Origin of the sequence: Pseudomonas inefficax (assembly GCF_900277125.1) — a bacterium.
GTDB lineage: Bacteria > Pseudomonadota > Gammaproteobacteria > Pseudomonadales > Pseudomonadaceae > Aquipseudomonas > Aquipseudomonas inefficax.
Genome location: NZ_OPYN01000123.1, coordinates 36,605 through 63,173 on the forward strand (window position 1 = coordinate 36,605; position 26,569 = coordinate 63,173).

Sequence of the window (26,569 nt, forward strand, 5' to 3'; positions counted from 1 at the left end):
AGCCATGAAGCGCAGCCGAGGCTTCACCCTGATCGAACTGCTGGTGGTGCTGGCGATCATCGCCACGCTGATGACCATCGCCATGCCGCGCTACTTCAACAGCCTGGAGAGCTCCCGCGAAGCCACCCTGCGCCAGAGCCTGGCGGTGCTGCGCGAAGCGCTGGACCACTACTACGGCGACACCGGCCACTATCCCGACTCGCTGGAGCAACTGGTGGAGCAGCGTTACCTGCGCAACACCCCGGTAGACCCGATCACCGAACGCAGCGATGCCTGGCAGCTGGTGCCACCGCCCGAAGGCGTGGCCGGTGGCGTGGCCGATATCAAGAGCGGTGCCACAGGGAGGGCGCGCGATGGCAGCCTGTTCGCTGAATGGTAAGGCCGACGCCGGCTTCACCTACCTGGGCGTGTTGCTGCTGATTGCGGTCAGCAGCGTGGCCCTGGCCGCCACCGGCACGCTCTGGGCCAGTGCTGCCCAGCGTGACCGCGAACGCCAGCTGTTGTGGGTGGGCGGCCAGTATGCCCAGGCCCTGCGCAGCTACTACCGCGCCTCGCCGGGGCTGGCCCAGTATCCGCAGGACCTGGCCGACCTGCTGCAGGACAACCGCTTCCCGCAGGCCAGGCGGCATATTCGCCAGCTGTACCCCGACCCCATCACCAACAGTGACGATTGGGGCCTGCTGCGCTCGATCGATGGCCGCATTACCGGCGTGCACAGCCGCTCGGACGCCACCCCGTTCAAGCGCAGTGGCTTCAGTACCGAATGGAGCGGTTTCGACGGGCTGGAGCACTACAGCGACTGGCAGTTCGTCGCCGAACAGGCCTTTACCGAAAGTGCCGGTGGCGTGCAGACCCATGCCGGCCCGGGAGACGCGCCATGAGCCGCCTGGCCGCGCTGTGCCTGGGTCTGCTGCTGGTGGCAGTGCTGGCCACCTCGGCCCGGGCCGGGGACGAGGACGAGATGCAAGGCTTCATCGTCGACAACACCATCTCGCACATCGGCCACGACTTCTACTTCTACTTCGCCGACCGCCTGCGCGCCACCAGCCGGCTGGACTTCAACCTGGTGGTGCGCGAACGCCCGGATGCCCGCTGGGGCAGCCTGGTAACCGTGGAATTCGACCGTGAGGTGGTGTACCGCCGCTTCCTGCCACCGAACACCACCGAGCTCAAGGACGAGGCCGTTGCAGCAGCCGACCTAGTCAAGCAGCAAATCATTCAACGCAAGTTGCAACGCCTGCTGCAGGACACCACCGATCTGGAGAGGGACGAACTATGAAGCACCACATACCCCGTTGCATCGCCGCCTGCCTGTTTGCCAGCGCATGTGCCGCCCAGGCCACCGAGCTGGTGTACACCCCGGTCAACCCGGCCTTTGGCGGCAACCCGCTCAATGGCACCTGGTTGCTGAACAACGCCCAGGCGCAGAACGACTACGACGACCCCGACCTCAAGGACCGCTCCTCGGCCTTTACCGGCACCACGGCCCTGGAGCGCTTCAGCAACCAGCTGGAGTCGCGGATGTTGTCGCAGTTGCTGGACAACATCAGTAACGGCAACACCGGCAGCATGGCGACCGATGCGTTTCTCATCGACGTCATCGACGATTCCGGGGCCTTGAGTATCAAGGTCACCGATCGCGCCACAGGAGAAATTTCGATCATTGAGGTCAGCGGCCTGAACCCTTGAGGGCAGAGGCTATTTGTTGGGGAGAGAACACCATGAAACGTCTGCTGAGCACGCTGCTGATCCTCACCGCCCTGGGTCTGCACGGTTGTGGCCTGCGCGAACCGATGCCCGCCGAACAGGACTCGGAAACCCCGACCCTGACCCCCCGGGCCTCGACCTACTACGACCTGATCAACATGCCACGACCCAAGGGTCGGTTGATGGCGGTGGTGTACGGCTTCCGCGACCAGACCGGGCAGTACAAGCCGACCCCGGCCAGCTCGTTCTCCACCAGCGTCACCCAGGGTGCGGCAAGCATGCTGATGGACGCGCTGAACGCCAGCGGCTGGTTCGTGGTGCTGGAGCGTGAAGGCCTGCAGAACCTGCTGACCGAGCGCAAGATCATCCGAGCTTCGCAGAAAAAGCCTGATGTACCGGAAAATATCATGGGCGAGTTGCCACCGCTGCAGGCCGCCAACCTGATGCTGGAGGGCGGCATCATTGCCTACGACACCAACGTGCGCAGCGGCGGCGAAGGCGCCCGCTACTTAGGGATAGACATCTCCCGCGAGTACCGCGTCGACCAGGTGACCGTGAACCTGCGTGCGGTGGACGTGCGTACCGGGCAGGTGCTGGCCAACGTGATGACCAGCAAGACCATCTATTCGGTCGGGCGTAGTGCCGGGGTGTTCAAGTTCATCGAGTTCAAGAAGCTGCTGGAGGCCGAGGTGGGGTATACCACCAATGAGCCGGCGCAACTGTGCGTGCTGTCGGCGATCGAGGCGGCGGTGGGGCACTTGCTGGCGCAGGGGATTGAACGGCGGCTGTGGCAGGTTGCGGGGGATGCGGGGGAGGGGCAGGCTACGGTGGACAAGTATCTGAGCCAGAATGAGCAGCAGTGATTGGCTTCGAGGGCCTCTTCGCGGGTGAACCCGCTCCCACAGGTTCAGCGTCAACTCGAAGCCAGCACAGTACCAGTGGGAGCGGGCGCGCCCGCGAAAAAGGCGACGCGGTGGATGGCACCGGCTTTGCCGGTGTTCGCGGGCATGCCCGCTCCCACAGGTTCAGCGTCAACTCGAAGCCCGCGCCGTCCCTGTGGGACCGGGCGCGCCCGCGAAACAGACAACGCGAGCGCTGTTCAAATCGTGCAAGCCTGCGAAGAGGACGATGCATGAAACCACGTTCTTCAGGTCGTTCAGCCCTCTTTGGCATAAGGTCCCGAACAGGTAGATGAAACCTTGCACCCACAAGCAAGCTCCGCAGGCTCGAATACCAAAGAAATACCGTTGAACAAGACACTACCGTCACCGCCAGAGACCAATGCAAATGTCCCTCCATGAAGCGCGCATGGCGCACGATCTCCGAGAACGCATTGTTGCCGCCCGTTGACAAGAACTCCGCTTCCTTCCCCCATCCGACCACCCCCGCTGTGGGGATCACCTTTTCGAATCGCACCTTGTCGGGACATCGCTCAATCCTTTGCGCTGTTTTGCATGATTGCTTCGTAAAGGCCGGTCGGTACGGCATCAGGATCGTGTTTGCAGGCGGCAGCGAGGAAGCGCATAAGCAGTTCATCCGGCTCGAAGCGCATGCCAGGCGGGCAGGTCAGCCTGGCGTAGGGTGTTTTCATCAATGGGTGGTCGATGGAAGGGTTCGGCAGGCCCAGCGAACGGCGCAGGTTGAGAATGGCCAGGATCTCGGCGGGGTAGCCGGCCTCGAAGGGGGAGCCGAATTCGAAATTGCCGGAGTCGAGTTCGCGGGATGTCAGGGCGATGCGTTGGACATGAGTGTCGCAGGCCGCCACCAGAACAGGCGCCAGTTTATCGGGATCAGGTTCGCGCCAATGGGCGACCAATTGACCCCAGGCAGGGTCGCGAGGCAGGGCGTGCTTGTCGAGGTCGAGCGGTTTGCCGAGCCAATCGCCGATAATGGTCAGGCCGAAAGCGGCGTAGCGTAAGGTGGTACCGATTGGCAAATTGTGGCCATCGCTGACACCGTAGCCATTATGAATACCTGTGAAAATAGCTTGGTGAAAGGGCTCAACCAGTTCAAACCGGCCAGTAGCCAGTGCACACAACATTAGGTGAGTGGTCCCATCTAAATTGCCGATGCTACTTTCTTTAGTGTCCGCGAGTTTTTGTATTAAGATTGCTTCAGCGATTAACATCTGTGTAATGCCAGAAACGAAATCCAATGACGCTGGCCCATGTGGGTGCTGCGGTGCAAGCTGTAAACCTTTTCCAATATTGTTCATGCCAGCTTTGAATATCTGATTGCAAGCGATGCCGATGATTTCGCCAGTCATGATGTAAGACGTCAGCATGTCGCACCTCACGTGTAGGTCCTCTCTCGCCCATTCATGTATTTTTTTCAAGCTGACTTTGAGTCGATCTTCTGCCTGTCTATTCATGTTGGTTCCAGAGATTAATTTGTATTCCGCTTCGGTCACCGGCAATGCTATTAGGGTGACCTTTCGAGTCAAAGAATACTTGTGCATGAAGAAATGAGACTTTTCGCGAATCCAAGCTGTCCTCTACTGCTTGGTACTTTGTAATAAAGGCGGGGTCAGTTTTTGTAAGGGCTTCTCCCCAACCTTGTCTTTTCCTGCGAATCAAGTCCTGTATGCGCTGAAGGTTGGCTTTGCCTCCTGCTTTCTGGGTGTTGATAAAAGCAGGCGTCTTGCTTTTCCCTAAAGTCGTCTTCACTTCGATCACCAACAACGTACCCGCCTTGAACTGCAGCTCTTCCACGGGTGCCGTCCCCTTCAGCCCATCAATGTGATGCCGCATTTCCTGCGTCGTCGGATTACGCACCGTCATCGAGGGCGGTGGTGGTACGTACACCAGCATGTCGATGCCCTGGTCGCTGTTGTTCTTCAAACCGAACTGGCTGGGCCGGGAAGGGTGGGTGCTCAGGCCGAGGATGTTCTCCGGCTTGACCTTCCAGTGGCTGACCAGGGCCGCCGCCAGGGCTTCTTCGCCGGCATCGGCGACGACCCGGGTCAGACTGCCGCCCATGCGCACCGGCCCGATGCTGTGCTGGATCATGGCCACCAGCCGGTCGCGCAGGGTGGTGGCCATGTAGGCGTAGTCGGCCTTGCCGCCGACCACATCGAGCGCGACCAGGCTGGCATTGCGCTCCACCGAGTGCAGTTCATGTGCTGTGACCGGCAGCTCACCCTCGCGGGGACGTCGCTGGATGCGGGTTTCCAGTACGGTGACTTCGCCGGCGCTACGGTTGCCAAGGCGCCGGACTTCCTCTTGCGACAGCGCGGCGTTGTCGAGGCGTACGGTGGTCATGCTGCCGGGCTGCAACTTGTGCATCAGCCAACGGGCGCCGCCGATGGCGGCCGGCAGCAGCAGGGCCAGGTTGATGGCCATGAATACCTGCTTGCCACGTGCCTCGGCAGTGTCGGGGTTGGCCAGGCGCGCCAGGTCGGTGAAGAACTGCTCGCCGATACTCAGGCCTTCGCCAGTGATCATGCGGCTGCTGCCGTCGACCATGGCATCGGCGGCCAGCGCGGCTTCCAAGGCGACGAAGGCATAGCGGCCGAGGGTTGCGGCGCCTTTGATGCCACGGACCACTGGCACCATCGCCAGCACCCCGAGGGCGAATTCGCCCGCGCCAATGACGCCTTGCCAGAAGCGAGCCCGGGCCTTGGCTTCGGCGTAGTGCCGGGCCAGCTGTTCACAGGCCTGTTCGATCGGGTACAGGCCACTGGGCGTGTGCCAGGTGTAGGGCGGGCTGATGCGCTGGGTGCCGTGCTCGTCGACGTACTCTTCCCGTTGCGCCTCGGCCCACTGCACATGGGTGAAGGTGGCGAAATAGATCTTGTGGTCGGTGAAGAAGAAATTGCTGTGCAGGGTGAAGCCATAACCGTGCTGGCTACGCCCGCCCATATGGTCGAGTACGGGCGGGGGGAGTTCGTCGAGGCGGATCTCGTCGTCGATGCACACCAGCTGCAACTTTTCGCTGGCGGCAAAGGCATAGAACTCAGCCAGCCAGGCAATGCCCAGCGTGTCGCCGGCATGCTCCAGCACCTGCTGGAGGAAGGTATCGCGGTGGTTGCGTTCCTGGTCGCGGATCCAGGGATTGTTGCGAAACCAGGCAGAGCCGACGCCGTTCTGTGAGGGGATGCCTAGCAACTGGTCGCAACCGTCGCCGCCGTCGAGGGAGAACAGCGCGCCGGGCAGGGAGCAGGGTACGCAAATGTCGGGTGGGACAGGCAGCGCGCCGTTGAGTGCGGCTTGCCCCAGTGCTTGTAAAGCTGATGCTTCAACCATGCGGACTCGGCTCCTTGAGTGCTTGTTGGTGGGCTGCCAGTTGATCTGCCAACACCCTGCAGCGCTCTCGGGGAGAGTCGGTGGCTTCAAGCAACTTCACCCAAGGGGTGAACAATGGGTTGAGGTAAAAGTGTCGACCGAACGCGATCGCCAGGAGCACATGCACCAGCACTTGGCTGCGGGGCAACGGGGGCAGCTTGTACAGGTCATCGGACGGCTGAGGTAGCCGTTTTCCGTAATAGCGGTAGGCGAGGATCTCGTTGCCGTTCAGCTCTTTGTGGTTGATGGCGGGCAGCGCATAGCGGCGGCTGGCATCCGACTCATAGCAGCAGTAGCAAGACTGCTGCGCGTCAGCTGGTATGCCGCGCAGGGTCATCAGTTGCTCCAGCGATCGCCACTGCCGGTCGTGGTCGCAATCGTCATCGGGCAGGCGCAAAATCTGCCGTGTGACGTCATGCATAAGGGTAAGTTGACCCTCCCACTGCATACGGTGGGCTACTGCCCGCACGGTCAGCATTTCGAGTCGCTCATCCTGGGTAAGGCCGGGAACCTGGTGGATTGACCACACCGATACGCTTGCGGGGTCGTTCCACCAGCCCAGACCCAGCAAGAAGTGGCTCAGCACCAGCAAGCTGTATTCCTTGCCGCAGGTGTAGCCCCTGTTGCTGACCAGAGCCCCCGCATTGGCTACCAGCAGGGGAACATCCTCGGGACGGGTATGAAAACGCGCAAGCGAACCGTCCAACGTCCCCAGCAGGAAGCGGGACAGTCGACGGTTGGTGGACCGTAGCGAGGCAGCTTGCAGCGCACCCAGATTCAGACTCGGCAGGCTCATGCAGGGACCTCGTGGCGCAATGGCAGCCAGGCCAGGCAGCCTTCCCGTTCGATGCTGCTTTCTGTTTGCTCGAACAGCGGCTGTGCGCCAAGTGCAAGCCCGGTTCGTGAATCGTGAAAGTAGAGTTTGCGTATGCGTCCGTGATCGAACAGCCGGGCCAGGGTGTCTGGCTGCTGCGTCAGTGAGCCGACGTAGAAGCTTAACGACCGAGGATCACCAAGCCTCATGAAGTAACGACGTCGTCCTTCCTGGACTTTGCCAAAGCGGCGCAGGTGCCGCGCGAGGGCTTCGAGGGGCAGTGTGGTCTCGGCGAAAGTACAGGCGAAGGCCCCGTCCAGGCTGCCAAGCCAGGCATCCAGTTCGCTGCCTGCTGTCAGCTGGAACAGTAATGGCGCATGCTTCTCCAGCCCGGTGTGATGGTCCAGGTGCCATAGGCATTGGTGTCGGGTGGAATGAAACTCGAGCCTGCCCAGCAGGCCCGGATTGGCCGACGCTTCGGCAAGCACGAACAGGCTTGCACTGACGACACCCGTGTACAGGCTGCCTTCGCTTAATTGCTGGTGCAGGCTCATGCGTCGTCCTTCCCGGCAAAGGGGCATTCTTCGATCAGCGGTGAGCCTTCTCGAATAGCGGCCTCGATGGCTTCGACCTGTGCCTGCACAGGTGTTTGGTAGGTGACATTGCCTTTGAAACGGATGTTGGGGGCTTCGATGGTTATGCCGTCGGCATCGAAGATGATCTTGCCGCTCGGGCCACGGATGTGAATACGTTCCGTGCCCTGAAGCATGTAGGACCGTGTCAGCAGACGCTGAGCGGTACGGGCTTCAATGGCGCGCGTACCTTCGATGACGAGCGACTGATTGCCGCCGATACTCAGGCTGTGGTCGGCGGCAATGGTGATGCGGCTTGTGTTGCCAATGGAGTGGATATCGTTGCGGTCGATGCTGGTGAATCGGTCCTGGTGCACATGATCGCGGCGATCACGTCCCGTATCGATAGTCTCGTCACGCGCAATGCTGGTGTTTTGGTCGCGGCCTGTCGCAGTGGCGCGATCATTGCCGACGTTCAGGGTCTGGTCGTGTTTGACCTTGGTATTCATGTTCCTTTCGGCATGCACGTACACTTCCTGCCGACCCAGTTCATCTTCGAAACGCAGTTCGTTGAAGCCATTGCCTTTGTGGGTCTGGCTCTTGATGGTCATGCGCGTCTTGTGTTCCGGCAGCTCGTAGGGCGGCAGTTGATCGCCGCAGTAGGTGCGCCCGGTGATAATCGGCTGGTCGGGGTCGGCGTTAACGTACTGGATGATCACGTCCTGGCCGATGCGTGGGATAGCCATCGAGCCCCAGCTGCCGCCTGCCCAGCCCTGCGACACACGCACCCAGCAGGAGCTGAACTCGTTGTTTCTGCTCTCGCGATCCCAGGGGAAGCTGACCTTGACCCGTCCCCATTCGTCACAATAGATCTCCTCGCCGGGTGGACCGACGACGGTGGCCATGTGCGGCCCATCGATGCGCGGTTTGTCCAGCGGCGCAGGTCGCCATTCGATCCGGCCGGGCACCAGCACGGCTTCCTGCGAGTAGCGCGTTCCTTGTTCGGCCCCGGCAGCTTCTTCTTGCAGGCTGGTGAACTGGCTACCCTCATGATGTACACGCATTACGCGCCAATGGGCGTTGAGGTCTTTGCGCGGATGCTCGATTAGGGTAAAGCTCAGCCCCGGTTGCAGGCGTACATCGTCACCCTCGACATCGGCAATACGGGCGTCATGGCGCAGGGCTGTGAGGCGGGTGGCGGTGAAGGGCACGCCGACCACATCGCGCTTGTAGCGGCCGGGGTAGTCGAAGCGCTCATAGTCCTGGGACTGATGGGTGATGCCACTTTCATCTGCGCGGTGTTCTTGCCGGTACTGCGGGTTGGTGAAGGTGTAGTCCCGCTGTACCTGTCGAGCAGTGCGTACCTGCTCGCTGTAACGCAGGCGCCGCAGGCAAGGCCTAGCCTGATCACCACCGCTGTTGGCGCGGTACAGCACCTGGTCGGGGCCGACGTCGTCCTCTTCATTAAGCCCTTCATCGTAATCTTCGGTCCTGATCGCTCCTCGGCTTATCTGCCCCAGCGCCAGCACCCGGTCGGTGATGACCAGCAGGTGGTGTTTCGGTGTGTGCTCGAAGCGATAGACGAAACCCTCTTCACCCGCCAGGCGGGCGATGAAGTCGAGGTCCGTTTCACCGGCCTGTACGCAGAACTCGCGCACCTGGTGCTCGCCAAAAATGTGCAACTCGAAATGAAGGATGCACTGGCGCTTGAGCATGATTTCGAGAATCTGCGGCACGGTTTTCTGCTGGAAGATGCGCCAGTTCGAACGCAGCCTGCCGCGGGCCAGGAGGGGCTCGACCAGGGCGTGGTAACGGGTGCGATAAAAGCCCGTTTCACCTTGGCTGAAGCTGCTTGTCACGCCGTGTACGTAGCGCAATGGGCGTTCGTGCTGCCAGATCGTGAACAGTACCGGCTTGTCGAGCAACTGACCGAAGTCAACTTCATCTTCGTGACTGATCAGCTCCAGCTTCAACTGGAATGGTGCGCTGATGGCTTCGTCGAGTTCGAATGAAAGCACCTCGAACTGAATGTCGCCAGCCAAGGGTTGAAAGCTGAAGCGCAGATCAGATTGTCGGTACATGGCGTGTTTTTCCTTGTGAAGAATTGCTCCGGTATCAGCCGTAATCTTGGTGTAAAGAGGGCCTGGGGTAAGGTTGATGGCGATGGCGGGAGTTGCAGGGTAGGCGGGCTGCGGCGGGATTTAAATAAACAGGGTGTCGTTGTTTTTGGATATAAGTAGGAACTTTCTGAAACTTGTAACTTAGTGTTTTTCTTAGTTGTTGGGTTGGCCATTTGGTTGAGAGCAAGTTGTGCGCTGCTTCTGCAGGAGCGGCCTTATGTCCGGTTATTTCGTTTTATGGTGGCTAAGACAGCGCAGTACCTGTGGGATGTCGAATACGACGCCGCCCCTATGGGAGCGGGTTTACCCGCGAATGGGCCGGTGCCGAGTGTCTGGCGGGCACCTGGGCTTTGTTGAAATCAAGCGGAAGCCGTGATTGACCTTGAGGGCCTCTTCGCGGGTGAACCCGCTCCCATAGGTTCTGCGTCAACTCGAAGCCCGCGCCGTCCCTGTGGGAGCGGGCGCGCCCGCGAAGCAGAGGACGCGGTGAATGGCACCGGCTTTGCCGGTGTTCGCGGGCATGCCCGCTCCCACAAAGCTTGCGCAAGCTTTCAGATCTTGAGCAAGACAGTGCTTCTGGGCGTCCCTTTACGTAAACGTCACCATATGCCACCTTCTACCGCAGCCTGATGACGGCCAGGGATTTCTCCCGCACACTGCGGAAAATTCCCAAGCCCGTTCCCCGCCATCTTGCGGGGTACAGCCGGAGTAGAAAATGGCGCGACAACTCATAACAAACGCCCACGACCCGCTGCACGAATCCCGCCAGGCCCGCCTCAAGCTGGCGAGTGAAGGCGAGCTGCCGCTGGGCATGCTGCGCGACGAGATCGACGCCTCCTGGCGCCGCAGCCTGGGCCATGGCCTGGACTGCCTGCAGGGCGAACAAGTCGGCCTGGGCCTGGAGCAGGGCCACGACCTGCGTGTGCTGCTGGAGCGCAACCGCCTGCTGGTCGACGCCGTTACCCCCGAACTGGACTACTTGGTCACGCGGCAGGGCAAGGCCGGCATCGTCATCCTCGGCGATGCCCAGGCCAACGTGCTGGCCATCGAAGGCCAGACCCACGTGCTCAGCCGCGAGGGCCTGCGCGACCTGCACCCGGGCAGTTGCTGGAGCGAGTCATTGCGTGGCACCAACGCCATCGGCACGGCAGTGGTGGAAGGCCGGCCGACCTTGATCAACTGCGGCGAACATTACCTCGACCGCCTCAGCCCGTTCTCCTGCACTTCGGTACCCCTGCGCGACCCGCGCGGCGAGGTGATCGGCGTGCTCGACATCACCCGTGAAGGGGTGATGGCGCAACCACAGGACAGCCTGACAACACTGATGCTGGCGGCCGGCAACATCGAAAGCCGCATGTTCGGCCTGTGTCACCCGGAGCAATTGGTGCTGGCCTTCCACAGCCGCCCGCAATACCTCAACAGCGCCTGGCATGGCCTGCTGGCGCTGAGCCTGGACGGTGAAGTGCTGGCTGCCAACGACAGTGCCTGCCAGCTGTTGCAGGTCCCCCGCCATGAGCTGTTGGGCCGGCGCAGCAGCGACTTGCTGGGCGAACGTTCGCCGGCCTTCATCGCCCGCCTGTGGCAGGGCGGGGTGAGCAGTGTGCAGACCGCCAAGGGCGAGTTCTACTTCCGCGCCTTGCAGCTGCCACGCCATGGCCGGGTCAATGGCAGCACGCCGGTCAGTAAGCCGACGCTGAGCAAGCAGTCGCCTGCACTCGATGCGCTGGCCGGGGGCGACCCGCGCCTGGCGCGCAATCTGCGTATGGCCCGCCAGGGGCTGGGTAATGGCTTGCCGATATTGCTGCTGGGTGAGACCGGTACCGGCAAGGAAGTGGTCGCCCGGGCCCTGCACCAGGCCAGCCCGCGTGCTGAAAAACCGTTTGTGGCGGTCAACTGCGCGGCCATCCCTGAAGGGCTGATCGAGTCCGAGCTGTTCGGCTACCGCGAGGGCGCTTTCACCGGTTCACGCCGGGGCGGCATGGTCGGCCGGCTGATGCAGGCTCACGGCGGCACGCTGTTCCTCGATGAAATCGGCGACATGCCGCTGGCCTTGCAGGCGCGCCTGTTGCGGGTATTGCAGGAGCGCCGCGTAGCGCCACTGGGCGCAGGCGACGAACAAGACATCGACGTGGCGTTGATCTGCGCCACCCACCGGGACCTCAAGCGCCTCGTGCACGAACAACACTTCCGCGAAGACTTGTACTACCGGGTCAACGGCGTGTCGCTGCGTTTGCCGGCGCTGCGCGAGCGGGATGACCTGACCACGATCATCCAGGGCCTGCTGGACAAGTCCGAAGCCAGGGGCGTGACCCTGGACCCGGCCCTGACTGCGCTGCTCGAAGGCTTCGACTGGCCGGGCAACATCCGCCAGCTGGAAATGGTGGTACGCACTGCACTAGCCATGCGCGAGGACGGCGAGCAGGTGCTGACCCTCGACCACCTCACCGACTGCCTGCTGGACGAACTGGCCAGCAGCGCGACGCCTTCCGGCAGCCTCAAGGACAACGAACTGGAGCTGATCCGTGGCGCCTTGTCGCGCCATCAGGGCAACGTGTCCGCAGCGGCCGAGGCGCTGGGTATCAGCCGGGCGACGCTGTACCGCAAGCTCAAGCAGTTGCGCGGCTGACGTGGGCGGCCTGTTCGCCCGGCTGGTGGAATCCAGCGACCCGGTGCTCATGCGCCAGGCGCTGGCCTGGCTGTATGGTTTCGTGCGCCCGCACCGGCGCGCCATCGGCCTGTTGCTCGGCTTGTCGCTGGGCGCCTCGTTGCTGGCCCTGGCGCAACCCTGGCTGGTCAAGACGCTGATCGACGAGGGGCTGCTGGCCAAGAATTACCAGACCCTCTGGCACATGGCGGCGATCATGATCGGCGCGGGCCTGCTGGGTACCGTGCTGGCCGGGGTCAACCGCTACCTGCACACGCGCCTGTCGGGGCGCATCCTGTTTGCCCTGCGCGATGACCTTTACCGCCACCTGCAGCAGCTGTCGCCGACGTTCTACGGGCGGCGGCGCATAGGCGACATCCTTTCGCGGCTGGACGGCGATGTGGCGGAAATCCAGCGCTTTGCCGTGGATTCGCTGTTTTCGGCGGTGTCGGCAGTGATCGGCTTGGTGGGCGCGGTGGTGTTGATGCTGATGCTGTCGTGGCAACTGTCGCTGCTGCTGGCGCTGCTGGTGCCCCTCGAAGTGCTGTGGCTGCGCTGGATGCGGCGCAAGGTGGAGCGCGAAGTACGCAACCTGCGCGAACGCTCGGCGGATGTGTCGTCGTTCTTGGTCGAGACTTTGCCGGCGATGAAGTTCATCCAGGCGGCTGGCCAGCAAGGGCGCGAGGCGGGGCGCCTGGACCAGCTGGGCCAGGGCTACATGCGCCAGTTGCTCAAGGTGCAGGTGACCGAATTCTTCACCCAGGCCATCCCCGGCACGCTGACCTCCTGGTGCCGCGCCTGCGCGTTCCTGGTCGGCGGCTGGTGGGTGATTCAGGGTACCTGGCAGTTGGGTGCGCTGATCGCCTTTTCCACCTATATGGGCATGGCGGTAGGGCCGGTGCAGAGCCTGTTGGGCCTGTACGTGGCGGTGCAGCGCATGGCGGTGAGCCTGGGGCGGGTGATGGAGCTGAAGCAGGAGGCCGTGGCCGTGCGCCCGGCAGCCGACCCGCAGCCGATGCCCGACGGCCCGGGTGAATTGCGCCTGGAGGGGGTGAGCTTTGCCCATGAAGGGCGCCAGGGCGCGGTGCTGAACGACGTGCAGGTGTGCGTGCCGGGTGGCCTGAAGGTGGCCATCAGCGGTGCCTCGGGGGTGGGCAAGTCGACCCTGATCGACCTGCTGCAGCGCTTCTACGACCCGGACGCCGGGCGCATCCTGCTGGACGGCACCGACCTGCGCGAACTGGACCTGGCCGCGCTGCGCCGGCGCATTGCGGTGGTCAGCCAGGATATCGTGCTGTTCCGCGGCACCCTGGCACAGAACCTGGCCTATGGCGTGCCCGAGGCCAGCCGCGCGGAACTGGAGCGGGTGGTGCGCCTGGCGCGGCTGGACAGCCTGGTCGACAGCCTGCCGCTGGGCCTGGACGGCCTGCTGGGTGAGCGTGGTCAGCAGCTGTCCGGCGGGCAGAAGCAACGCATTGCCATCGCCCGCGCGGTGCTGCAGGCACCGGCGATCCTGGTGCTGGACGAGGCCACATCGGCGGTGGACGAAGCCACCGAGCGCGAAGTGATCGCGGCCATCGACCAGCTGTTCGCCGGCCGCACGCGCATCCTGATCAGCCACCGTGCTTCGACCCTGGCCGATGCCGACCTGCACCTGCAGCTGCACGCTGGCCAATTGCAGGTGCTGCCCGAGGAGGTGAGCAAGCATGGGCACTGACTTGCGCGTTGGGGTGATCGACAGTGGCTGCTCGCCGGAGCAGGCCAGTGCCTTGCTGGGCGCGCGTCGCTTCTGGCTGGAGGACGGCCAGCTGCGCGAAGGTGAAATGCTGCCCGACCAGCTTGGGCACGGCAGTGTGGTGCTCGCCGGCTTGCAGCGGGAAGCCGGGCCGGTGCCCGCGCTGCTGGCCCAGGTTTTCGGCGCCCAGGCCAGCACCAGCGCCCTGCAGGTGGCGGCCGCGCTGCTGTGGCTGGTGGAGGCGGGGGTTACGCTGGTCAACCTCAGCCTTGGCTTGCAGCAGGACCGGCCTGTGCTGGCCCAGGCCTGCGCCGAGGCCTTGGCCGCGGGCGTGCTGTTGTGCGCCTCCAGCCCGGCCCAGGGCGGGCCAGTGTACCCGGCCAGCTACCCCGGGGTGATCCGGGTCACCGGCGATGCCCGGTGTGCGCCGGGCCAGTGGTCCTGGCTGGGTACCCGGCAGGCGGACTTCGGCGGTTATGTGGGGGCGGGCGGCAGGGCGGGCGCGAGCCTCGGCTGCGCGGCCCTGAGTGGCAGGATTGCCGCGTTGCTGCGTGAGAAGCCGGGCATGAGCCGCCAGCAGGTTCATGACTGGTTGCGCCAACACGCGGCGTTTACCGGCCCTGAGCGAAGAGGTGCCGGCCATGGCTGAACCACGCATTGTCGTGTTGGGGGCAGGCCCTGCGGGTGCGGCCACGGCCATTGGCCTGCGGCGGCTGGGCTATGCGGTCACGGTGGTGTCCGAGTGGCGCCGGTTCGCGGCGGTCGAAGGGGTTTCGCAACGGGTACTGGATGGTCTGCGCCACGCCGGCCTTGGTGGGGCCTTGCGCCAGGCGGCGATGCCGGCGACTCGGCAAGTGCACTGGAACGGCCAGCAGCTACACCTGAACCAGGAGTTTCTGCTGGATCGGCAAAGGTTTGATCGGGCGTTGCGCGACGACCTCCAACTCGCGGGTGTGCGAGTGGTCGAGGGGCGGGTGCGTGAGGTTGTCCCCGAAGGTGGCCATCGTATCCGCCTGGACGATGGGCAAGTACTGCAGGCCGATTTCCTGGTCGAAGCCCGAGGCCGCCAGGCCCCGCTGGCTGCAGACCGCCTGCGCGGGCCGGAAACGGTCAGCTTGCTGAATGTCTGGCAGGCCGCCCCCGGGGCGCCAGCATCGGCGGTGGAAAGCCTGGCGGATGGCTGGGCGTGGATGGCGCGCCTGGAAGATGGCCGCTGCTACTGGCAAGTCACCCTGGACGCCGCCGGGCTGCCGGGCAAGGCCGGGTTGGCGGACTATTGCGCGGCGCGGCGAGCCGGCAGCGCGCTGGTGGCCGAACTGTTCGATGCCAGGGCATTGGCGCCGGCTGAGGTGTACGCGCGCAGCAGTACCGCGATTCTGGCCGGTGAGTGCGTCGGGCAGGACTGGATACGCGTGGGTGATGCCGCGATGGCGGTTGATCCGCTTTCGGGCAACGGGATTTTCCAGTCGCTGTCTTCGGCGTTGCAGGCGCCGGTGGTGATCAATACGTTGCTGCGCAAGCCCGAGCGGGCTGCGTTGGCGCGGCAGTTCCATCAGCAGCGGGTTGAGCAGCTGTTCTTGCGCTTTGCCAGGATTGGGCGGGACTTCTATGGTCAGGAGCAGGGTCGCGTGGGTCAACCTTTCTGGGATCAGCGCCAAGGCTGGCCGGATGTGCAGCCACTGCATCTGGCAGCGGATTGGCACGCGGTACGGGTCGAGCGGCGGCCTGTACTGCGTGACGGGCTGGTGGACGAGGCCGAAGTTGTAGTGACGGCGGACCAGCCGCTGGGGGTGTGGCATTTGCAGGGGGTGGAGCTGGCGCCGGTGGTGCGGGAAGTGCGTAGTGGCAGGCCGGTTGAGGCAGTATTGTCAGGCTTGGCGGGTGAACAGCAGATGATGGTGCGGCGTTGGCTGTTGGAGCAGGGGTTGGTTTGAGATCGCCGGGGCCGCTGTGCGGCCCTTTCGCGACACAAGGCCGCTCCCACAGGTACAGCGCTAGCTTCAAGGTTTATGCTGAACCTGTGGGAGCGGCCTTGTGTCGCGATGGGCTGCGCAGCAGCCCCGGGATCTCGAATCAGAAGAAAGTCCCGACGATCAACTGCATGTAGGTCCCGGTATCCCGGCCACCGAGCTGCGTCCCTCCATTGGCCGCACTGCGCTCCGGCTTGTAGAACCCCACCAGCGGGCTGATCAGCAGATGGTCGTTGACCATCCATTCCACATACAGGTCCAGCTCCCGCCCGCCCAGGTTGCCTTGGTCGGTGTCCAGCGTATCGAAGTCGAAGTACAGCGCCCCGACAGTCAGGTTGTCCCGTGGTTTGCCCTTCAGCGCCACGTGGTGCACCTGGCTGTTGCTGTTGAACGGCCCGGCATAGTTGGCCGCCACTTCACCCTGGAACCAGGTGCCATAGCCACGGCTCAGGCCGTAGAACAGCGGGTCGAAGTCTTCGGAAAAGCGGCTGTAGCGGTAGGTGGCGGTGGGTGACCAGGGCAGTTCGGAGAAGGTCCAGTTGCCCTCCAGATACCAGGCGTTCTCCCGCCCGCCGGTTTTGTCCTGGGTCACGTACTCGGCTGCCAGCTCCAGGTTTTTCACCCCCAGGTTGCCACGCCCGCGCAGGCTGGCGGTGTTCATGCCGTCGCGGTGTTCCAGGCCCATGATCTGTGCGTAGCGCTGGTCCACATCGAGACCGCGGATCCAGCTCACGCCCACGGTACCGGCGTCGGCGACGTGTTCCAGGTTGGCCACCGCCAGCGAGGTGTCGGCCTGGTAGTGGTTGTCGGACTTCAGCCACATCAGGTCGCCGCGCCAGCCTTGCTTGCCGCCCAGACGCAGCACGGCCGTGCGGTCGAAGGCTTTGCGTGCGGCCAGGTAGTAGGCACCGCCGCGGTCGAAGTTGGCGCCAAGGTCGACCTTGCCCAAGTTCACCGGGTCGCCCTGGATCAGGAAGCCGTCGCCCAGGGTCACCACCTGGCGGCCGCCGGAAATGTCCACGCCGTCTTCGCCCAGGGCCGGGAACAGGTTGGCCGAGCGCCAGCCCAGGTACAGGTCTTCGATGGCGGTGCGGCGCTCGTCACCCAGGGTCAGGCCGGCAGCATCGCCATCGCCCCAGGTGGCGGAGCTGAGCAGGTTGAAGGCGCCGTAGAGCGCGCCGCTGTCGGCCAGGGCCTGGCTGCCGCTGAGGCCATACTTGATGTAGCCCTCCTGCCAGGCGCTGCTGCCGGGCTTGCGGTTGCCGGCCAGGTTGTAGCTTTCGTCGCTGTGGAAGGCGCCGAACAGGGCTTCGAGGTCGGCGTTGAGGGTGGTGCCGTCGTGGTTGTACAGCTCGTAGGCCTGGGTGACCGGGGCGGCGAACAGCAGGGCCAATGTGCAGGCGAGTTTGTGCCTCATGGTGTGCTCCATGTTTTTGTTGTTTTTGGGTTGCCTGTACCGGCCTCTTCGCGGGTGAACCCGCTCCCACAGGGAACCCACGATGTTCAGAACTGTGGTGATCCTGTGGGAGCGGGTTTACCCGCGAAAGGGCCGGTACAGGCTGAAGGTCAGAGCTTGATCAACACCGACTTCAGCTCGGTGTAGTGCTCTATGGCAGCCGCCCCCATCTCACGGCCGACGCCGGACATTTTGTAGCCACCAAAAGGCAAGGCAGGGTCGAGGGCGCTGTGGCAGTTGACCCACACCGACCCCGACTTGATGCGCGGGATCATCCGGTGCACGGCAGCCAGGTCGTTGGACCAGATGCTGGCACCCAGGCCATAGGGGTTGTCGTTGGCCATGCCGATCACTTCGTCGATGTCATCGAACGGCATTGCCACCAGCACCGGCCCGAAGATCTCTTCCTGCACCAGGCGGTGGCGCTGGTCGACATCGACGATCACTGTCGGCTTGACGAAGTAGCCCGGCCCGAAGCCTTCGCCACCGCAGGCGATGGTTGCGCCCAGTTCGCGGCCAAGCTCGATGTAGCCGGTGACGCGGTCCTGCTGCTTGGCCGAGATCAGCGGGCCCATCTGCACCGCAGGGTCCAGGCCGCTGCCCAGCTTCATGCCGTTGGCGATGCCGGCGATGTCGGCGACCACGTTGTCGAAGTGCTTGCGGTGCACATACAGGCGCGACCCGGCGCAGCACACCTGCCCCTGGTTGAAGAAGATCGCCGTGGCGGCGCCGGCGGCGGCTTCCTGCAGGTTGGCGTCGGGCATGACGATGGTCGGCGACTTGCCGCCGAGTTCCAGGGTGACGCGGGTCATGTTGTCCATGGCCGCCTTGCCGATCAGCTTGCCGACCTCGGTAGAGCCGGTGAAGGTCAGCTTGTCCACGCCTGGGTGGCGGCTGAGCGCGGCGCCGGCGTTCAGGCCGGTGCCGGTGACCACGTTGAACACGCCGGCGGGGTAGCCGGCTTCGTCCACCAGCTCAGCCAGCTTGAGCACGCTCAGCGGTGTTTCGTCGGCGGGCTTGAGCACGACGGTGCAGCCGGTAGCCAGGGCCGGGCCGAGCTTCCAGCAGGCCAGCAGCAACGGGAAGTTCCAGGCGACGATGGCACCGACCACGCCCACTGCCTCGCGCCGCACGAAACCATGGAACTGGTCGTTGGGCATCAACGGCATCGAGGCTTCGACGGTGCTACCCTCGATCTTGGTGGCCCAGCCGGCCATGTAGCGCAGGAAGTCGATGGCCAGTTGCACGTCCATTACCTGGGCAACGGCGGCACTCTTGCCGTTGTTCAGGCATTCCAGTTCGGCCAGCTGGCGGGCATCGCGCTCCATCAGGTCGGCCAGGCGCCACAGCAGGTTCTGCCGTTCGCGCGGGCGCAGGCGGCTCCACGGCGAATCATCGAAGGCCTGGCGTGCGGCGCGCACGGCGCGGTCGACATCTTCGGCCTCGGCGGCGGGCACTTCACCCAGCACCTGGCCAGTGGCCGGGTTGCGGAACGACAGGGTGCGACCGCTGGCGGCGTCCTGCCAGTCGGCGCCGATGCGCATCTTCAGTTTGCGTTCGAGAAAGGCGCGGGTGGCGGGCAGGATGGGCAGTTCGGAAAGCATGGGACGGTGCCTCTTGTCATTGGATGTGACAGGCATAGGCGCAATGGGCGTGCCAAGGTGGGTAGATGGCCGCAAGCCGTTGAACGGGTTGGGTTTTGTCCTGCTGCAAGGTTGGGCTTGCAGGGTTGCGCTGTTGCACATTGAGACGGTGTGAGACGGTGGTGAAACAGTGGCTGTTCCGGCCCCTTCGCGGGCTTGCCCGCTCCCACAGGTACAGCGCTGGGCCCTGGGGCGGCGCAATTCCTGTGGGAGCGGGCAAGCCCGCGAAGGCCTGCGCAGCAGGCCCTGTCTCAGGATGAAACACCCTGTCGCGAAATGGCACGCTGCAATTGGCCATACCTGCTGCTGGCCAAAGCCCGAAAACCGGCTAAAAGGTTGAAAGAAAACGCTTTTACAGNACCTGGCACAGTTCCTGTATCGCAACCGTCACATGCACACCTGCTGTACCAAAGCGTGCGAAAACGATAAGAACAACAACCGTGGAGGTCTGACCTTGAAGACGACTCGACTCCGGCGGCATGCGGGCAAACTGGCGCTGGTCGCCGCCGCGCTGCTGAGCACCCAGGCCATGGCGGCCGAGCAGGGCCCGAGCCTGTTGCAGAACAAGTGCATGGGGTGCCATATCCCCGAAGGCAACGACACCTACAGCCGTATCAGCCACCAGCGCAAGACGCCGGAAGGCTGGCTGATGAGCATCGCCCGCATGCAGGTGATGCATGGGTTGCAGATCAGCGACGACGACCGCCGCACCCTGGTCAAGTACCTGGCCGACAAGCAGGGCCTGGCGCCCAGCGAAACCGATGGCGTGCGTTATGCCATGGAGCGCCGGCTGAACACCGTCGAGCAGTTCGACACCCAGCTCAGCGAAACCTGTGGCCGCTGCCACTCCGGTGCCCGCGTCGCCTTGCAGCGGCGCCCGGCCAAGGAATGGGAACACCTGGTCAACTTCCATCTCGGCCAGTGGCCGTCCCTCGAATACCAGGCCCAGGCGCGTGACCGCGACTGGCTGCCGATCGCTCTGCAGCAGGTGGTGCCGGACCTGGCCAAGCGCTACCCGCTGGAAAGCGCGGCGTGGGCCGAATGGCAGAAGGCCAGGCCCAAGGCCGATGCGCTGCCGGGCCAGTGGGCATTCAGCGGCCACATGCTGGCAAAGGGCGATGTGCGCGGGGTGATGAGCGTCACGCCTGACCAGGGCGACACCTTCAAGGTCGAGGTCAAGGGCGCTTATGCCGACGGCACGCCGTTCAATGGCAGCGGTTCGGCGATCCTCTACAACGGCTATGAATGGCGTGGCAACGTCAAGGTCGGCGACGCCAACCTGCGTCAGGTGTTCGCCGCGCTGGATGGCGAAATGAAGGGCCGCATGTTCGAGGCCGAGCACGATGAGCGTGGCCTGGACTTCACCGCGGTGAAGGAGGGCAAGGCGCGCCTGCTGGCGGTACAACCGGCATTCATCAAGGCCGGTGGCGAAAGCGAGATCACCTTGGTCGGCAGCGGCCTGTCCGGCAAACCGGACCTGGGCGCTGGCGTGGAAGTGACCGAGGTGCTGGAGCAGACCCCGACCCTGGTACGGGTGAAGGCCCGCGCCGCGGCCGATGCCAAGCCTGGGCAACGCGAGGTCGCGGTAGGTGCGCTCAAGGGCGTCAACCTGGCGGTGTACGACAAGGTCGAGGAAGTGAAAGTGGTGCCGGCGTTCTCCATCGCCCGCATCGGCGAAAACGGCGCCTCGGTGCCCAAGGTGCAGGGCCGCTTCGAGGCCGAAGCCTGGGGCAAGGACGCCAATGGCCAGCCGCTGCGCATCGGCTACCTGCCGGCCAGCTGGAAGGTCGAGCCGTTCAACGAGCGCGCGGTCGAGGACGAAGACGTCAAGTTCGCCGGCAAGATGCAGGCCGATGGTGTGTTCGTGCCAGGCGGTGCTGGCCCCAACCCCGAGCGCAAGATGATGACCAACAACGCCGGCAACCTGAAGGTCATCGCCACCCTGGCCGACGGTGGCCAGACGGGCGAAGGGCACATGATCGTCACCGTACAGCGCTGGAACAACCCGCCGCTGCCGTAACGGCAGGTGGCTTACGGTTTTCCAACGCATCGATTATCGGGAGGTCGCCATGGGCGCGCTACTGAACCTGGTCGAACGCAACCTGCATGAAGTGCAGGTCGACGCCGACCGCATGCTGTTCCATATCCCCAGCAGTTCGCTGTTCACCGCCGACGCGGTGACCGGCGGCATCATCGACACCCTGCGCCAGCAAGGCTGCTCGGCCGAGGAGCTGATGCAGCGCCTTGGCCAGCAGTTTGCCGGCAGCGATATCCAGGACACCCTGCGCGAGCTGATCGCGCTGGAACTGGTCAGCGACGGCTCGCCGCTGACCCCGGAAATCGCCCTCAAGCAGGTCGAACGCACGGCACTGAACACCGTGGTGCTGAACGTCAACACCGGCTGTAACCTCAGCTGCACCTACTGCTACAAGGAAGACCTGGACAAACCGTCCGCAGGCAAGAAGATGAGTACCGCCACCGCCGAGGCTTCGGTGGAGATGCTGCTCAAGGAGTCGCCCGACGAGCAGCGTTACAGCGTGGTGTTCTTTGGTGGCGAGCCGCTGTCCAATCGGCCACTGATCGAGCACATGGTCGCCTACTGCGAGCGGCGCTTCGCCGAGGCCGGCAAGCAGGTGGAGTTCATCATGACCACCAATGCCACCTTGCTTACCGAAGAGATCGTCGACTGGCTCAACGCCCACCGCTTCGGCCTGTCGATCAGCATCGACGGCCCCAAGACCGTGCACGACCGCAACCGCATCACCGTGGGCGGGCAGGGCACCTATGACGTGGTACGGCGCAAGGTCGACATGCTGCTGTCGCGCTACCACAGCCGCCCGGTGGGCGCGCGGGTCACGCTGACCCGTGGCATCACCGACGTCGAGACCATCTGGAACCACCTGTTCAATGAACTGGGCTTCGCTGAAGTCGGCTTTGCCCCGGTCACCTCCGGTGACATGGCCAACTTCAACCTCACCGGCGAAGAACTGGTGCAGGTGTTCGCCAACATGAAGGCGCTGGGCCGGCGCTACCTGGAGGCGGCGCTGGAGCACCGCAACATCGGCTTCTCCAACCTGCACCAGCTGATCACCGACATTCACGAAGGCCACAAGAAGGCCCTACCGTGCGGCGCCGGGTTGAAGATGCTGGCCGTGGACCATGAGGGCGAGCTGAACCTGTGCCACCGCTTCACCGGCTCCAGCCTGCCGACCTTCGGCAACGTGCACCAGGGCGTGAAGCAGGCACAGCTCAATGACTTCCTGTCGCAGCGCCTGGACCGCAGCAACACCGGCTGCGAGAGCTGCCGCATCCGCAACCTGTGCTCCGGCGGCTGCTACCACGAAAGCTATGCCCGCTATGGCGACCCGCAGCACCCGACCTACCACTATTGCGAACTGATGCGCGACTGGGTCGACTTCGGCATCGAAGTCTACAGCCGCATCATGGCCGCCAACCCGGCCTTCATCGATCGCTACATCACCCCGCGGAAGGCGCACTGACATGAAGCACTTGAAGCCCCTGAACAACAAGGCGCGCATCCTCGAGCAGGCCGCCGCCGAAGACCGCGTCGAAGAAGTCATGGCCATGAGCGCAGTGGCGGGCTGCACCGCTACCACCGACCCGGGCTGGGAAGTGGACGCCTTTGGTGGCGTGAGCTCGCTGTGCCAGCCGATGGAGGCCGACCTGTATGGCTGCTCCGACCCTTGCTGGTGGCCGGCCCAGGTGCCGGACATGATGAGCACCTACCAGGACTGGAACGCCCAGGCGAGCAACTCTGCTGAAGACTGGCGCAACCTCGGCACTGTGTTCCCGAAAGACAAGTGACCGGCCCAACAAGAATGACAAGGGGAAACCGCATGAAAGCTGGACGCTGCGCGTCACTCGCGCTCACCATCGCCGCCACGGCCTGTGCCGGGCTGGTACAGGCCGCCGACACCGGGCCGGCGCTGAAGGCTGGCCACGAATACATGATCGTGACCAACTACCCGAACAACCTGCATGTGGTCGATGTGGCCAGTGACTCGGTGTACAAGAGCTGCGCGATGCCGGACAAGTTCGGCCCAGGCACCGCGATGATGGCGCCGGACAACCGCACCGCCTACGTACTCAACAACCACTACGGCGATATCTACGGCATCGACCTGGACACCTGCAAGAACACCTTCCACGCCAACCTGTCCAGTGTGCCGGGTGAGGTGGGCCGGTCGATGTACTCGTTCGCCATCAGCCCGGACGGCAAGGAAGTGTATGCCACGGTCAACCCGACCCAGCGCCTGAACGACCACTACGTGGTCAAGCCACCGCGGCTGGAAGTGTTCAGCACCGCCGATGGCCTGGAGGCCAAGCCGGTGCGCACCTTCCCGATGCCGCGCCAGGTGTACCTGATGCGTGCTGCGGACGATGGCAGCCTGTACGTCGCCGGGCCGGACATCTACAAGATGGATGTGAACACCGGCAAGTACACGGTGGCCTTGCCGCTGCGCAACTGGAACCGCAAAGGCTACAGCGCCCCGGACGTGCTGTACTTCTGGCCGCACCAGAGCGCGCGCCACGAGTTCTCGATGCTGTACACCATTGCCAGGTTCAAGGATGACAAGCAGGACCCGGCGACTGCCGATCTGCTGTATGGCTACCTGAGCGTCGACCTGAAGACCGGCAAGACCCACACCCAGGAATTTGCCGACCTGACCGAGCTGTACTTCACCGGGCTGCGTTCGCCAAAAGACCCGAACCAGATCTACGGCGTGCTCAACCGCCTGGCCAAGTACGACCTGAAACAGCGCAAGCTGATCAAGGCGGCGAATCTGGACCACACTTACTACTGCGTGGCCTTCGACAAGAAGGGCGACAAGTTGTACCTGGGCGGCACCTTCAACGACCTGGCGGTGTTCAACCCGGATACGCTGGAGAAGGTGAAGAACATCAAGTTGCCGGGTGGTGACATGTCCACCACCACGCCGCAGGTGTTCATCCGTTAAACCGGTGCTGGCTTCTTCGCGGGCTTGCCCGCTCCCACAGGGAAAGCATAGGCCTTGAAACCTGTGTGGTACCTGTGGGAGCGGGCGAGCCCGCGAAGAGGCCGGTACAGACAGCACAAGAACAACAAGAGACCGCCCATGCCCCAGCCAAGCTACTCCCAGGGCAACCAGGACAAACCCCTGCTTACCCAGTGCATCGGCGACGCCTTCGACACCACCGTCGCCCGCTTCCCTGACCGCGAAGCCCTGGTAGTCCGCCACCAGGCCCTGCGCTACACCTGGCAGCAACTGGCCGAAGCCGTCGACCAGCATGCCCGTGCGCTGATGGCCCTGGGCGTGCAGCCCGGTGATCGCCTCGGCATCTGGGCGCCCAACTGCGCAGAGTGGTGCATCACCCAGTTCGCCAGCGCCAAGGTGGGCGCGATCCTGGTCAACATCAACCCAGCCTACCGCTCCAGCGAACTGGACTACGCCCTCGGCCAGTCCGGCTGCCGCTGGGTGATCTGTGCCGACGCGTTCAAGACCTCCGACTACCACGCCATGCTGCTGGGCCTGGTCCCGGGCCTGGCCGCTGGCCAGCCGGGCGCCCTGATCTGCGAACGCTTCCCTGAACTGCGTGGTGTGGTCAGCCTGGCCGTCGCGCCTCCGCCGGGCTTTCTTGCCTGGCACGACCTGCAGGCCCGTGCCGCGGCCGTCAGCCGCGAAGCCCTTGCCGAGCGCCAGGCGCAGTTGCACTGCGACGACCCGATCAATATCCAGTACACCTCGGGCACCACTGGTTTCCCGAAAGGCGCCACCCTTAGCCACAGCAACATCCTCAACAACGGCTACATGGTCGGTGAAAGCCTGGGCTTGACCGAGCATGACCGGCTGGTGGTGCCGGTGCCGCTGTACCACTGCTTTGGCATGGTCATGGCCAACCTCGGCTGCATGACCCACGGCAGCACCCTGATCTACCCCAACGACGCCTTCGACCCGCTGGCCACCCTGCGCGCCGTGGCGGAAGAAAAGGCCACTGCGTTGTATGGCGTGCCAACCATGTTCATCGCCGAGCTGGACCACCCCCAGCGTGGCGAGTTCGACCTGTCGAGCCTGCGCACCGGGATCATGGCCGGCGCAACCTGCCCGATCGAAGTGATGCGCCGGGTGATCGGCGAGATGCACATGGCCGAGGTGCAGATTGCCTATGGCATGACCGAAACCAGCCCGGTGTCGCTGCAGACCGGTGCCAGCGACGACCTGGAGCGCCGCGTGACCAGCGTCGGGCGCACCCAGCCGCGGCTGGAGAACAAGGTGATCGATGCCGACGGCAACACCCTGCCGCGTGGCGAGATCGGCGAGCTGTGCACCCGGGGTTACAGCGTGATGCTGGGCTACTGGAACAACCCCAAGGCCACGGCCGAAAGCATCGATGAGGAAGGCTGGATGCACACCGGCGACCTGGCGGTGATGGACGAGCAGGGCTATGTGCGTATTGTCGGGCGCAGCAAGGACATGATCATTCGCGGCGGCGAGAACATCTACCCGCGCGAGCTGGAGGAGTTCTTCTTCACCCACCCGGCGGTAGCTGATGTGCAGGTGATTGGCGTGCCGTGCAGCAAGTACGGCGAAGAGATCGTGGCCTGGGTGCGGTTGCATCCGGGGCATACGGCCAGTGCGGAGGAACTGCGCGATTGGGCGAAGGCACGGATCGCGCACTTCAAGGTGCCCCGGTACTTCCGCTTTGTCGATGAGTTCCCGATGACGGTGACCGGCAAGGTGCAGAAGTTCCGCATGCGCGAGATCAGTGTCGAGGAGCTGTCTGCCGGGTGATGTGTCGCCTGTGCTGGCCTCTTCGCGGGTAAACCCGCTCCCACAGGTACTGCACAGGCCTCAAGGGCAGTGAAGAACCTGTGGGAGCGGCCTTGTGTCGCGAAAGGGCCGCAGAGCGGCCCCAGCAATTGATGCGTCACAGCTGAAATTCTGGGGCTGCTGCGCAGCCCTTTCGCGACGCGAGGCCGCTCCCACAATGATCGCGCCAGGCATTCAGCCTTGTAGTAATTCCGGGCTGTTGAAGTTGCTCAACCTGCGATCATCGTCGGCACACTCCAGCCCCTGCACCGCCTCGCGCAGCAAGGCCTTCTGCAAACTCCGCTCGCCCGCCGCCCAGGCCTGCTCCAGCACCGGCAATACCCGGCGTGGCAGCACGCTGAACATCGGCTGCCAGTACCCAGCCTGGCGCACCATGGCCGCACTGTCACTGGTCACCGCCAGCCGCAGCAGGTCCTCGATCAAACCCCGGTCGACCAGCGGTGCATCGCAGGCCAGCAGTACCACCCATTCATGCCGCGCCACCTTGAGCCCGGCAGTTACCCCTGCCAACGGCCCGGGGTAGTCCGCCTCGGCATCGCCCACCAACTGGTCGGCATACGCCCGGTAGGCATCCTGGTTTCGGTTGCAGGAAATCACCAGGTCATCGCTGAGCGGCCGTACCACGCGCTGCACATGCGCCACCAGCGGTTCGCCCTGCCAGTCGACCAGACCCTTGTCACGGCCGCCCATGCGCTGGCCGCGGCCACCGGCCAGAATGAGGATGGAGCATGGGGGCAGGGCTTCAGGCATGAAAAAGGGTTCCGGGCAGTCATTGCCGAGAACCCTCCCATTTCA

At 64.0% G+C, this 26,569-nt stretch carries 23 protein-coding genes; 14 read left to right on the forward strand and 9 right to left on the reverse strand.

All coding sequences use genetic code 11. From position 1 onward, the window contains the following. Positions 1 to 4: 4 nt before the first annotated feature. The 5 genes from JV551A3_RS14515 to JV551A3_RS14535 are packed head-to-tail and all read left to right on the forward strand — an operon-like array spanning position 5 to position 2,570. Complete coding sequence (locus tag JV551A3_RS14515; protein ID WP_133972116.1) at positions 5 to 379, forward strand: type II secretion system protein; 375 nt, start codon at positions 5 to 7, stop codon at positions 377 to 379. After that, positions 354 to 881, forward strand: coding sequence for a type II secretion system protein (locus JV551A3_RS14520; protein ID WP_133972118.1), 528 nt, complete (start codon positions 354 to 356; stop codon positions 879 to 881). The genes JV551A3_RS14515 and JV551A3_RS14520 overlap by 26 nt, the downstream gene beginning before the upstream one ends. Further along, positions 878 to 1,279, forward strand: a complete 402-nt coding sequence (gene csgE, locus JV551A3_RS14525; RefSeq protein ID WP_133972120.1) for a curli production assembly/transport protein CsgE — start codon at positions 878 to 880, stop codon at positions 1,277 to 1,279. The genes JV551A3_RS14520 and csgE overlap by 4 nt, the downstream gene beginning before the upstream one ends. Beyond that, entirely contained in the window at positions 1,276 to 1,689 is a 414-nt protein-coding gene (locus JV551A3_RS14530; protein ID WP_133972122.1) for a curli assembly protein CsgF, read from the forward strand. Before csgE ends, JV551A3_RS14530 begins: the two co-directional genes overlap by 4 nt. A 32-nt stretch (positions 1,690 to 1,721) precedes the next feature. Then, on the forward strand, positions 1,722 to 2,570 hold the full coding sequence (locus JV551A3_RS14535; RefSeq protein WP_133972124.1) for a CsgG/HfaB family protein: 849 nt from the start codon (positions 1,722 to 1,724) through the stop codon (positions 2,568 to 2,570). A 293-nt stretch (positions 2,571 to 2,863) separates the two neighbouring features. Here JV551A3_RS14535 and JV551A3_RS14545 read toward each other — a convergent pair whose 3' ends face one another. The 6 genes from JV551A3_RS14545 to JV551A3_RS14570 all read right to left on the reverse strand — a co-directional run bounded on the left by JV551A3_RS14545 (position 2,864) and on the right by JV551A3_RS14570 (position 9,457). Beyond that, complete coding sequence (locus JV551A3_RS14545; RefSeq protein ID WP_080604882.1) at positions 2,864 to 3,136, reverse strand: PAAR domain-containing protein; 273 nt, start codon at positions 3,134 to 3,136, stop codon at positions 2,864 to 2,866. Between the two features lie 3 nt (positions 3,137 to 3,139). After that, entirely contained in the window at positions 3,140 to 3,991 is an 852-nt protein-coding gene (locus tag JV551A3_RS14550; protein ID WP_235874577.1) for a hypothetical protein, read from the reverse strand. A 79-nt stretch (positions 3,992 to 4,070) separates the two neighbouring features. Further along, entirely contained in the window at positions 4,071 to 5,951 is a 1,881-nt protein-coding gene (locus JV551A3_RS30985) for a hypothetical protein (protein WP_235874578.1), read from the reverse strand. Beyond that, positions 5,944 to 6,786 (reverse strand): hypothetical protein, encoded by an 843-nt coding sequence (locus tag JV551A3_RS14560; RefSeq protein WP_133972128.1) that lies wholly within the window; start codon positions 6,784 to 6,786, stop codon positions 5,944 to 5,946. Before JV551A3_RS14560 ends, JV551A3_RS30985 begins: the two co-directional genes overlap by 8 nt. After that, positions 6,783 to 7,358 carry a DUF4123 domain-containing protein gene (locus JV551A3_RS14565; protein ID WP_133972130.1) on the reverse strand — a complete coding sequence of 192 codons (576 nt, stop codon included), beginning with the start codon at positions 7,356 to 7,358 and terminating at the stop codon, positions 6,783 to 6,785. The genes JV551A3_RS14560 and JV551A3_RS14565 overlap by 4 nt, the downstream gene beginning before the upstream one ends. Continuing rightward, positions 7,355 to 9,457, reverse strand: a complete 2,103-nt coding sequence (locus tag JV551A3_RS14570) for a type VI secretion system Vgr family protein (protein WP_133972132.1) — start codon at positions 9,455 to 9,457, stop codon at positions 7,355 to 7,357. The genes JV551A3_RS14565 and JV551A3_RS14570 overlap by 4 nt, the downstream gene beginning before the upstream one ends. A 754-nt stretch (positions 9,458 to 10,211) precedes the next feature. Here JV551A3_RS14570 and JV551A3_RS14575 point away from each other — a divergent pair. From JV551A3_RS14575 to qhpG, 4 genes are read left to right on the forward strand one after another with little or no spacing between them, the layout of a single operon-like run. Continuing rightward, the gene (locus JV551A3_RS14575; protein WP_133972134.1) at positions 10,212 to 12,122 is read left to right on the forward strand and encodes a sigma-54-dependent Fis family transcriptional regulator; all 1,911 of its coding nucleotides are present in this window, start codon (positions 10,212 to 10,214) and stop codon (positions 12,120 to 12,122) included. 1 nt (position 12,123) lies between these two features. Beyond that, the gene (locus tag JV551A3_RS14580) at positions 12,124 to 13,857 is read left to right on the forward strand and encodes an ABC transporter ATP-binding protein (protein ID WP_133972136.1); all 1,734 of its coding nucleotides are present in this window, start codon (positions 12,124 to 12,126) and stop codon (positions 13,855 to 13,857) included. Continuing rightward, positions 13,847 to 14,524, forward strand: a complete 678-nt coding sequence (gene qhpE / locus JV551A3_RS14585) for a subtilisin-like serine protease QhpE (RefSeq protein ID WP_133972138.1) — start codon at positions 13,847 to 13,849, stop codon at positions 14,522 to 14,524. The genes JV551A3_RS14580 and qhpE overlap by 11 nt, the downstream gene beginning before the upstream one ends. Further along, positions 14,517 to 15,809, forward strand: coding sequence for a flavin-dependent monooxygenase QhpG (gene qhpG / locus JV551A3_RS14590; protein ID WP_133972140.1), 1,293 nt, complete (start codon positions 14,517 to 14,519; stop codon positions 15,807 to 15,809). Before qhpE ends, qhpG begins: the two co-directional genes overlap by 8 nt. A 139-nt stretch (positions 15,810 to 15,948) precedes the next feature. Here qhpG and JV551A3_RS14595 read toward each other — a convergent pair whose 3' ends face one another. Both JV551A3_RS14595 and JV551A3_RS14600 read right to left on the reverse strand, forming a co-directional pair. Further along, complete coding sequence (locus JV551A3_RS14595; protein ID WP_133972142.1) at positions 15,949 to 17,262, reverse strand: alginate export family protein; 1,314 nt, start codon at positions 17,260 to 17,262, stop codon at positions 15,949 to 15,951. A gap of 149 nt (positions 17,263 to 17,411) precedes the next feature. Beyond that, entirely contained in the window at positions 17,412 to 18,905 is a 1,494-nt protein-coding gene (locus JV551A3_RS14600; RefSeq protein ID WP_133972144.1) for an aldehyde dehydrogenase family protein, read from the reverse strand. 493 nt (positions 18,906 to 19,398) lie between these two features. Between JV551A3_RS14600 and peaA the strand changes: the two genes are divergently transcribed. The 5 genes from peaA (at position 19,399) to JV551A3_RS14625 (ending at position 25,735) form a co-directional block, all read left to right on the forward strand. Beyond that, positions 19,399 to 20,964 (forward strand): quinohemoprotein amine dehydrogenase subunit alpha, encoded by a 1,566-nt coding sequence (peaA, locus tag JV551A3_RS14605; protein ID WP_133972146.1) that lies wholly within the window; start codon positions 19,399 to 19,401, stop codon positions 20,962 to 20,964. A 49-nt stretch (positions 20,965 to 21,013) separates the two neighbouring features. Further along, positions 21,014 to 22,444: a quinohemoprotein amine dehydrogenase maturation protein gene (gene peaB, locus JV551A3_RS14610; protein WP_133972148.1), complete on the forward strand. Its 1,431-nt coding sequence runs from the start codon at positions 21,014 to 21,016 to the stop codon at positions 22,442 to 22,444. 1 nt (position 22,445) lies between these two features. Further along, positions 22,446 to 22,769, forward strand: a complete 324-nt coding sequence (gene qhpC / locus JV551A3_RS14615; protein ID WP_004375838.1) for a quinohemoprotein amine dehydrogenase subunit gamma — start codon at positions 22,446 to 22,448, stop codon at positions 22,767 to 22,769. 32 nt (positions 22,770 to 22,801) lie between these two features. Further along, positions 22,802 to 23,923, forward strand: a complete 1,122-nt coding sequence (gene peaD, locus JV551A3_RS14620; protein WP_133972150.1) for a quinohemoprotein amine dehydrogenase subunit beta — start codon at positions 22,802 to 22,804, stop codon at positions 23,921 to 23,923. A gap of 138 nt (positions 23,924 to 24,061) precedes the next feature. Then, entirely contained in the window at positions 24,062 to 25,735 is a 1,674-nt protein-coding gene (locus JV551A3_RS14625; RefSeq protein WP_133972152.1) for a fatty acid CoA ligase family protein, read from the forward strand. A 213-nt stretch (positions 25,736 to 25,948) separates the two neighbouring features. Here JV551A3_RS14625 and mobA read toward each other — a convergent pair whose 3' ends face one another. Beyond that, positions 25,949 to 26,524 (reverse strand): molybdenum cofactor guanylyltransferase MobA, encoded by a 576-nt coding sequence (gene mobA, locus JV551A3_RS14630; RefSeq protein WP_133972154.1) that lies wholly within the window; start codon positions 26,522 to 26,524, stop codon positions 25,949 to 25,951. Positions 26,525 to 26,569 lie beyond the last annotated feature (45 nt).

Bases quoted from the DNA above. Each gene is read 5' to 3' on its own strand.
- csgE (WP_133972120.1), top strand. From the start codon at position 878: ATGAGCCGCCTGGCCGCGCTGTGCCTGGGTCTGCTGCTGGTGGCAGTG.
- JV551A3_RS14600 (WP_133972144.1), bottom strand. From the start codon at position 18,905: ATGCTTTCCGAACTGCCCATCCTGCCCGCCACCCGCGCCTTTCTCGAA.
- JV551A3_RS14595 (WP_133972142.1), bottom strand. From the start codon at position 17,262: ATGAGGCACAAACTCGCCTGCACATTGGCCCTGCTGTTCGCCGCCCCG.
- JV551A3_RS14520 (WP_133972118.1), top strand. From the start codon at position 354: ATGGCAGCCTGTTCGCTGAATGGTAAGGCCGACGCCGGCTTCACCTAC.
- JV551A3_RS30985 (WP_235874578.1), bottom strand. From the start codon at position 5,951: ATGGTTGAAGCATCAGCTTTACAAGCACTGGGGCAAGCCGCACTCAAC.
- JV551A3_RS14530 (WP_133972122.1), top strand. From the start codon at position 1,276: ATGAAGCACCACATACCCCGTTGCATCGCCGCCTGCCTGTTTGCCAGC.
- JV551A3_RS14570 (WP_133972132.1), bottom strand. From the start codon at position 9,457: ATGTACCGACAATCTGATCTGCGCTTCAGCTTTCAACCCTTGGCTGGC.
- qhpC (WP_004375838.1), top strand. From the start codon at position 22,446: ATGAAGCACTTGAAGCCCCTGAACAACAAGGCGCGCATCCTCGAGCAG.
- JV551A3_RS14545 (WP_080604882.1), bottom strand. From the start codon at position 3,136: ATGTCCCGACAAGGTGCGATTCGAAAAGGTGATCCCCACAGCGGGGGT.
- peaB (WP_133972148.1), top strand. From the start codon at position 21,014: ATGGGCGCGCTACTGAACCTGGTCGAACGCAACCTGCATGAAGTGCAG.
- JV551A3_RS14560 (WP_133972128.1), bottom strand. From the start codon at position 6,786: ATGAGCCTGCCGAGTCTGAATCTGGGTGCGCTGCAAGCTGCCTCGCTA.
- JV551A3_RS14575 (WP_133972134.1), top strand. From the start codon at position 10,212: ATGGCGCGACAACTCATAACAAACGCCCACGACCCGCTGCACGAATCC.
- peaD (WP_133972150.1), top strand. From the start codon at position 22,802: ATGAAAGCTGGACGCTGCGCGTCACTCGCGCTCACCATCGCCGCCACG.
- qhpE (WP_133972138.1), top strand. From the start codon at position 13,847: ATGGGCACTGACTTGCGCGTTGGGGTGATCGACAGTGGCTGCTCGCCG.
- JV551A3_RS14565 (WP_133972130.1), bottom strand. From the start codon at position 7,358: ATGAGCCTGCACCAGCAATTAAGCGAAGGCAGCCTGTACACGGGTGTC.
- JV551A3_RS14625 (WP_133972152.1), top strand. From the start codon at position 24,062: ATGCCCCAGCCAAGCTACTCCCAGGGCAACCAGGACAAACCCCTGCTT.
- qhpG (WP_133972140.1), top strand. From the start codon at position 14,517: ATGGCTGAACCACGCATTGTCGTGTTGGGGGCAGGCCCTGCGGGTGCG.
- JV551A3_RS14515 (WP_133972116.1), top strand. From the start codon at position 5: ATGAAGCGCAGCCGAGGCTTCACCCTGATCGAACTGCTGGTGGTGCTG.
- JV551A3_RS14535 (WP_133972124.1), top strand. From the start codon at position 1,722: ATGAAACGTCTGCTGAGCACGCTGCTGATCCTCACCGCCCTGGGTCTG.
- JV551A3_RS14550 (WP_235874577.1), bottom strand. From the start codon at position 3,991: ATGCTGACGTCTTACATCATGACTGGCGAAATCATCGGCATCGCTTGC.
- mobA (WP_133972154.1), bottom strand. From the start codon at position 26,524: ATGCCTGAAGCCCTGCCCCCATGCTCCATCCTCATTCTGGCCGGTGGC.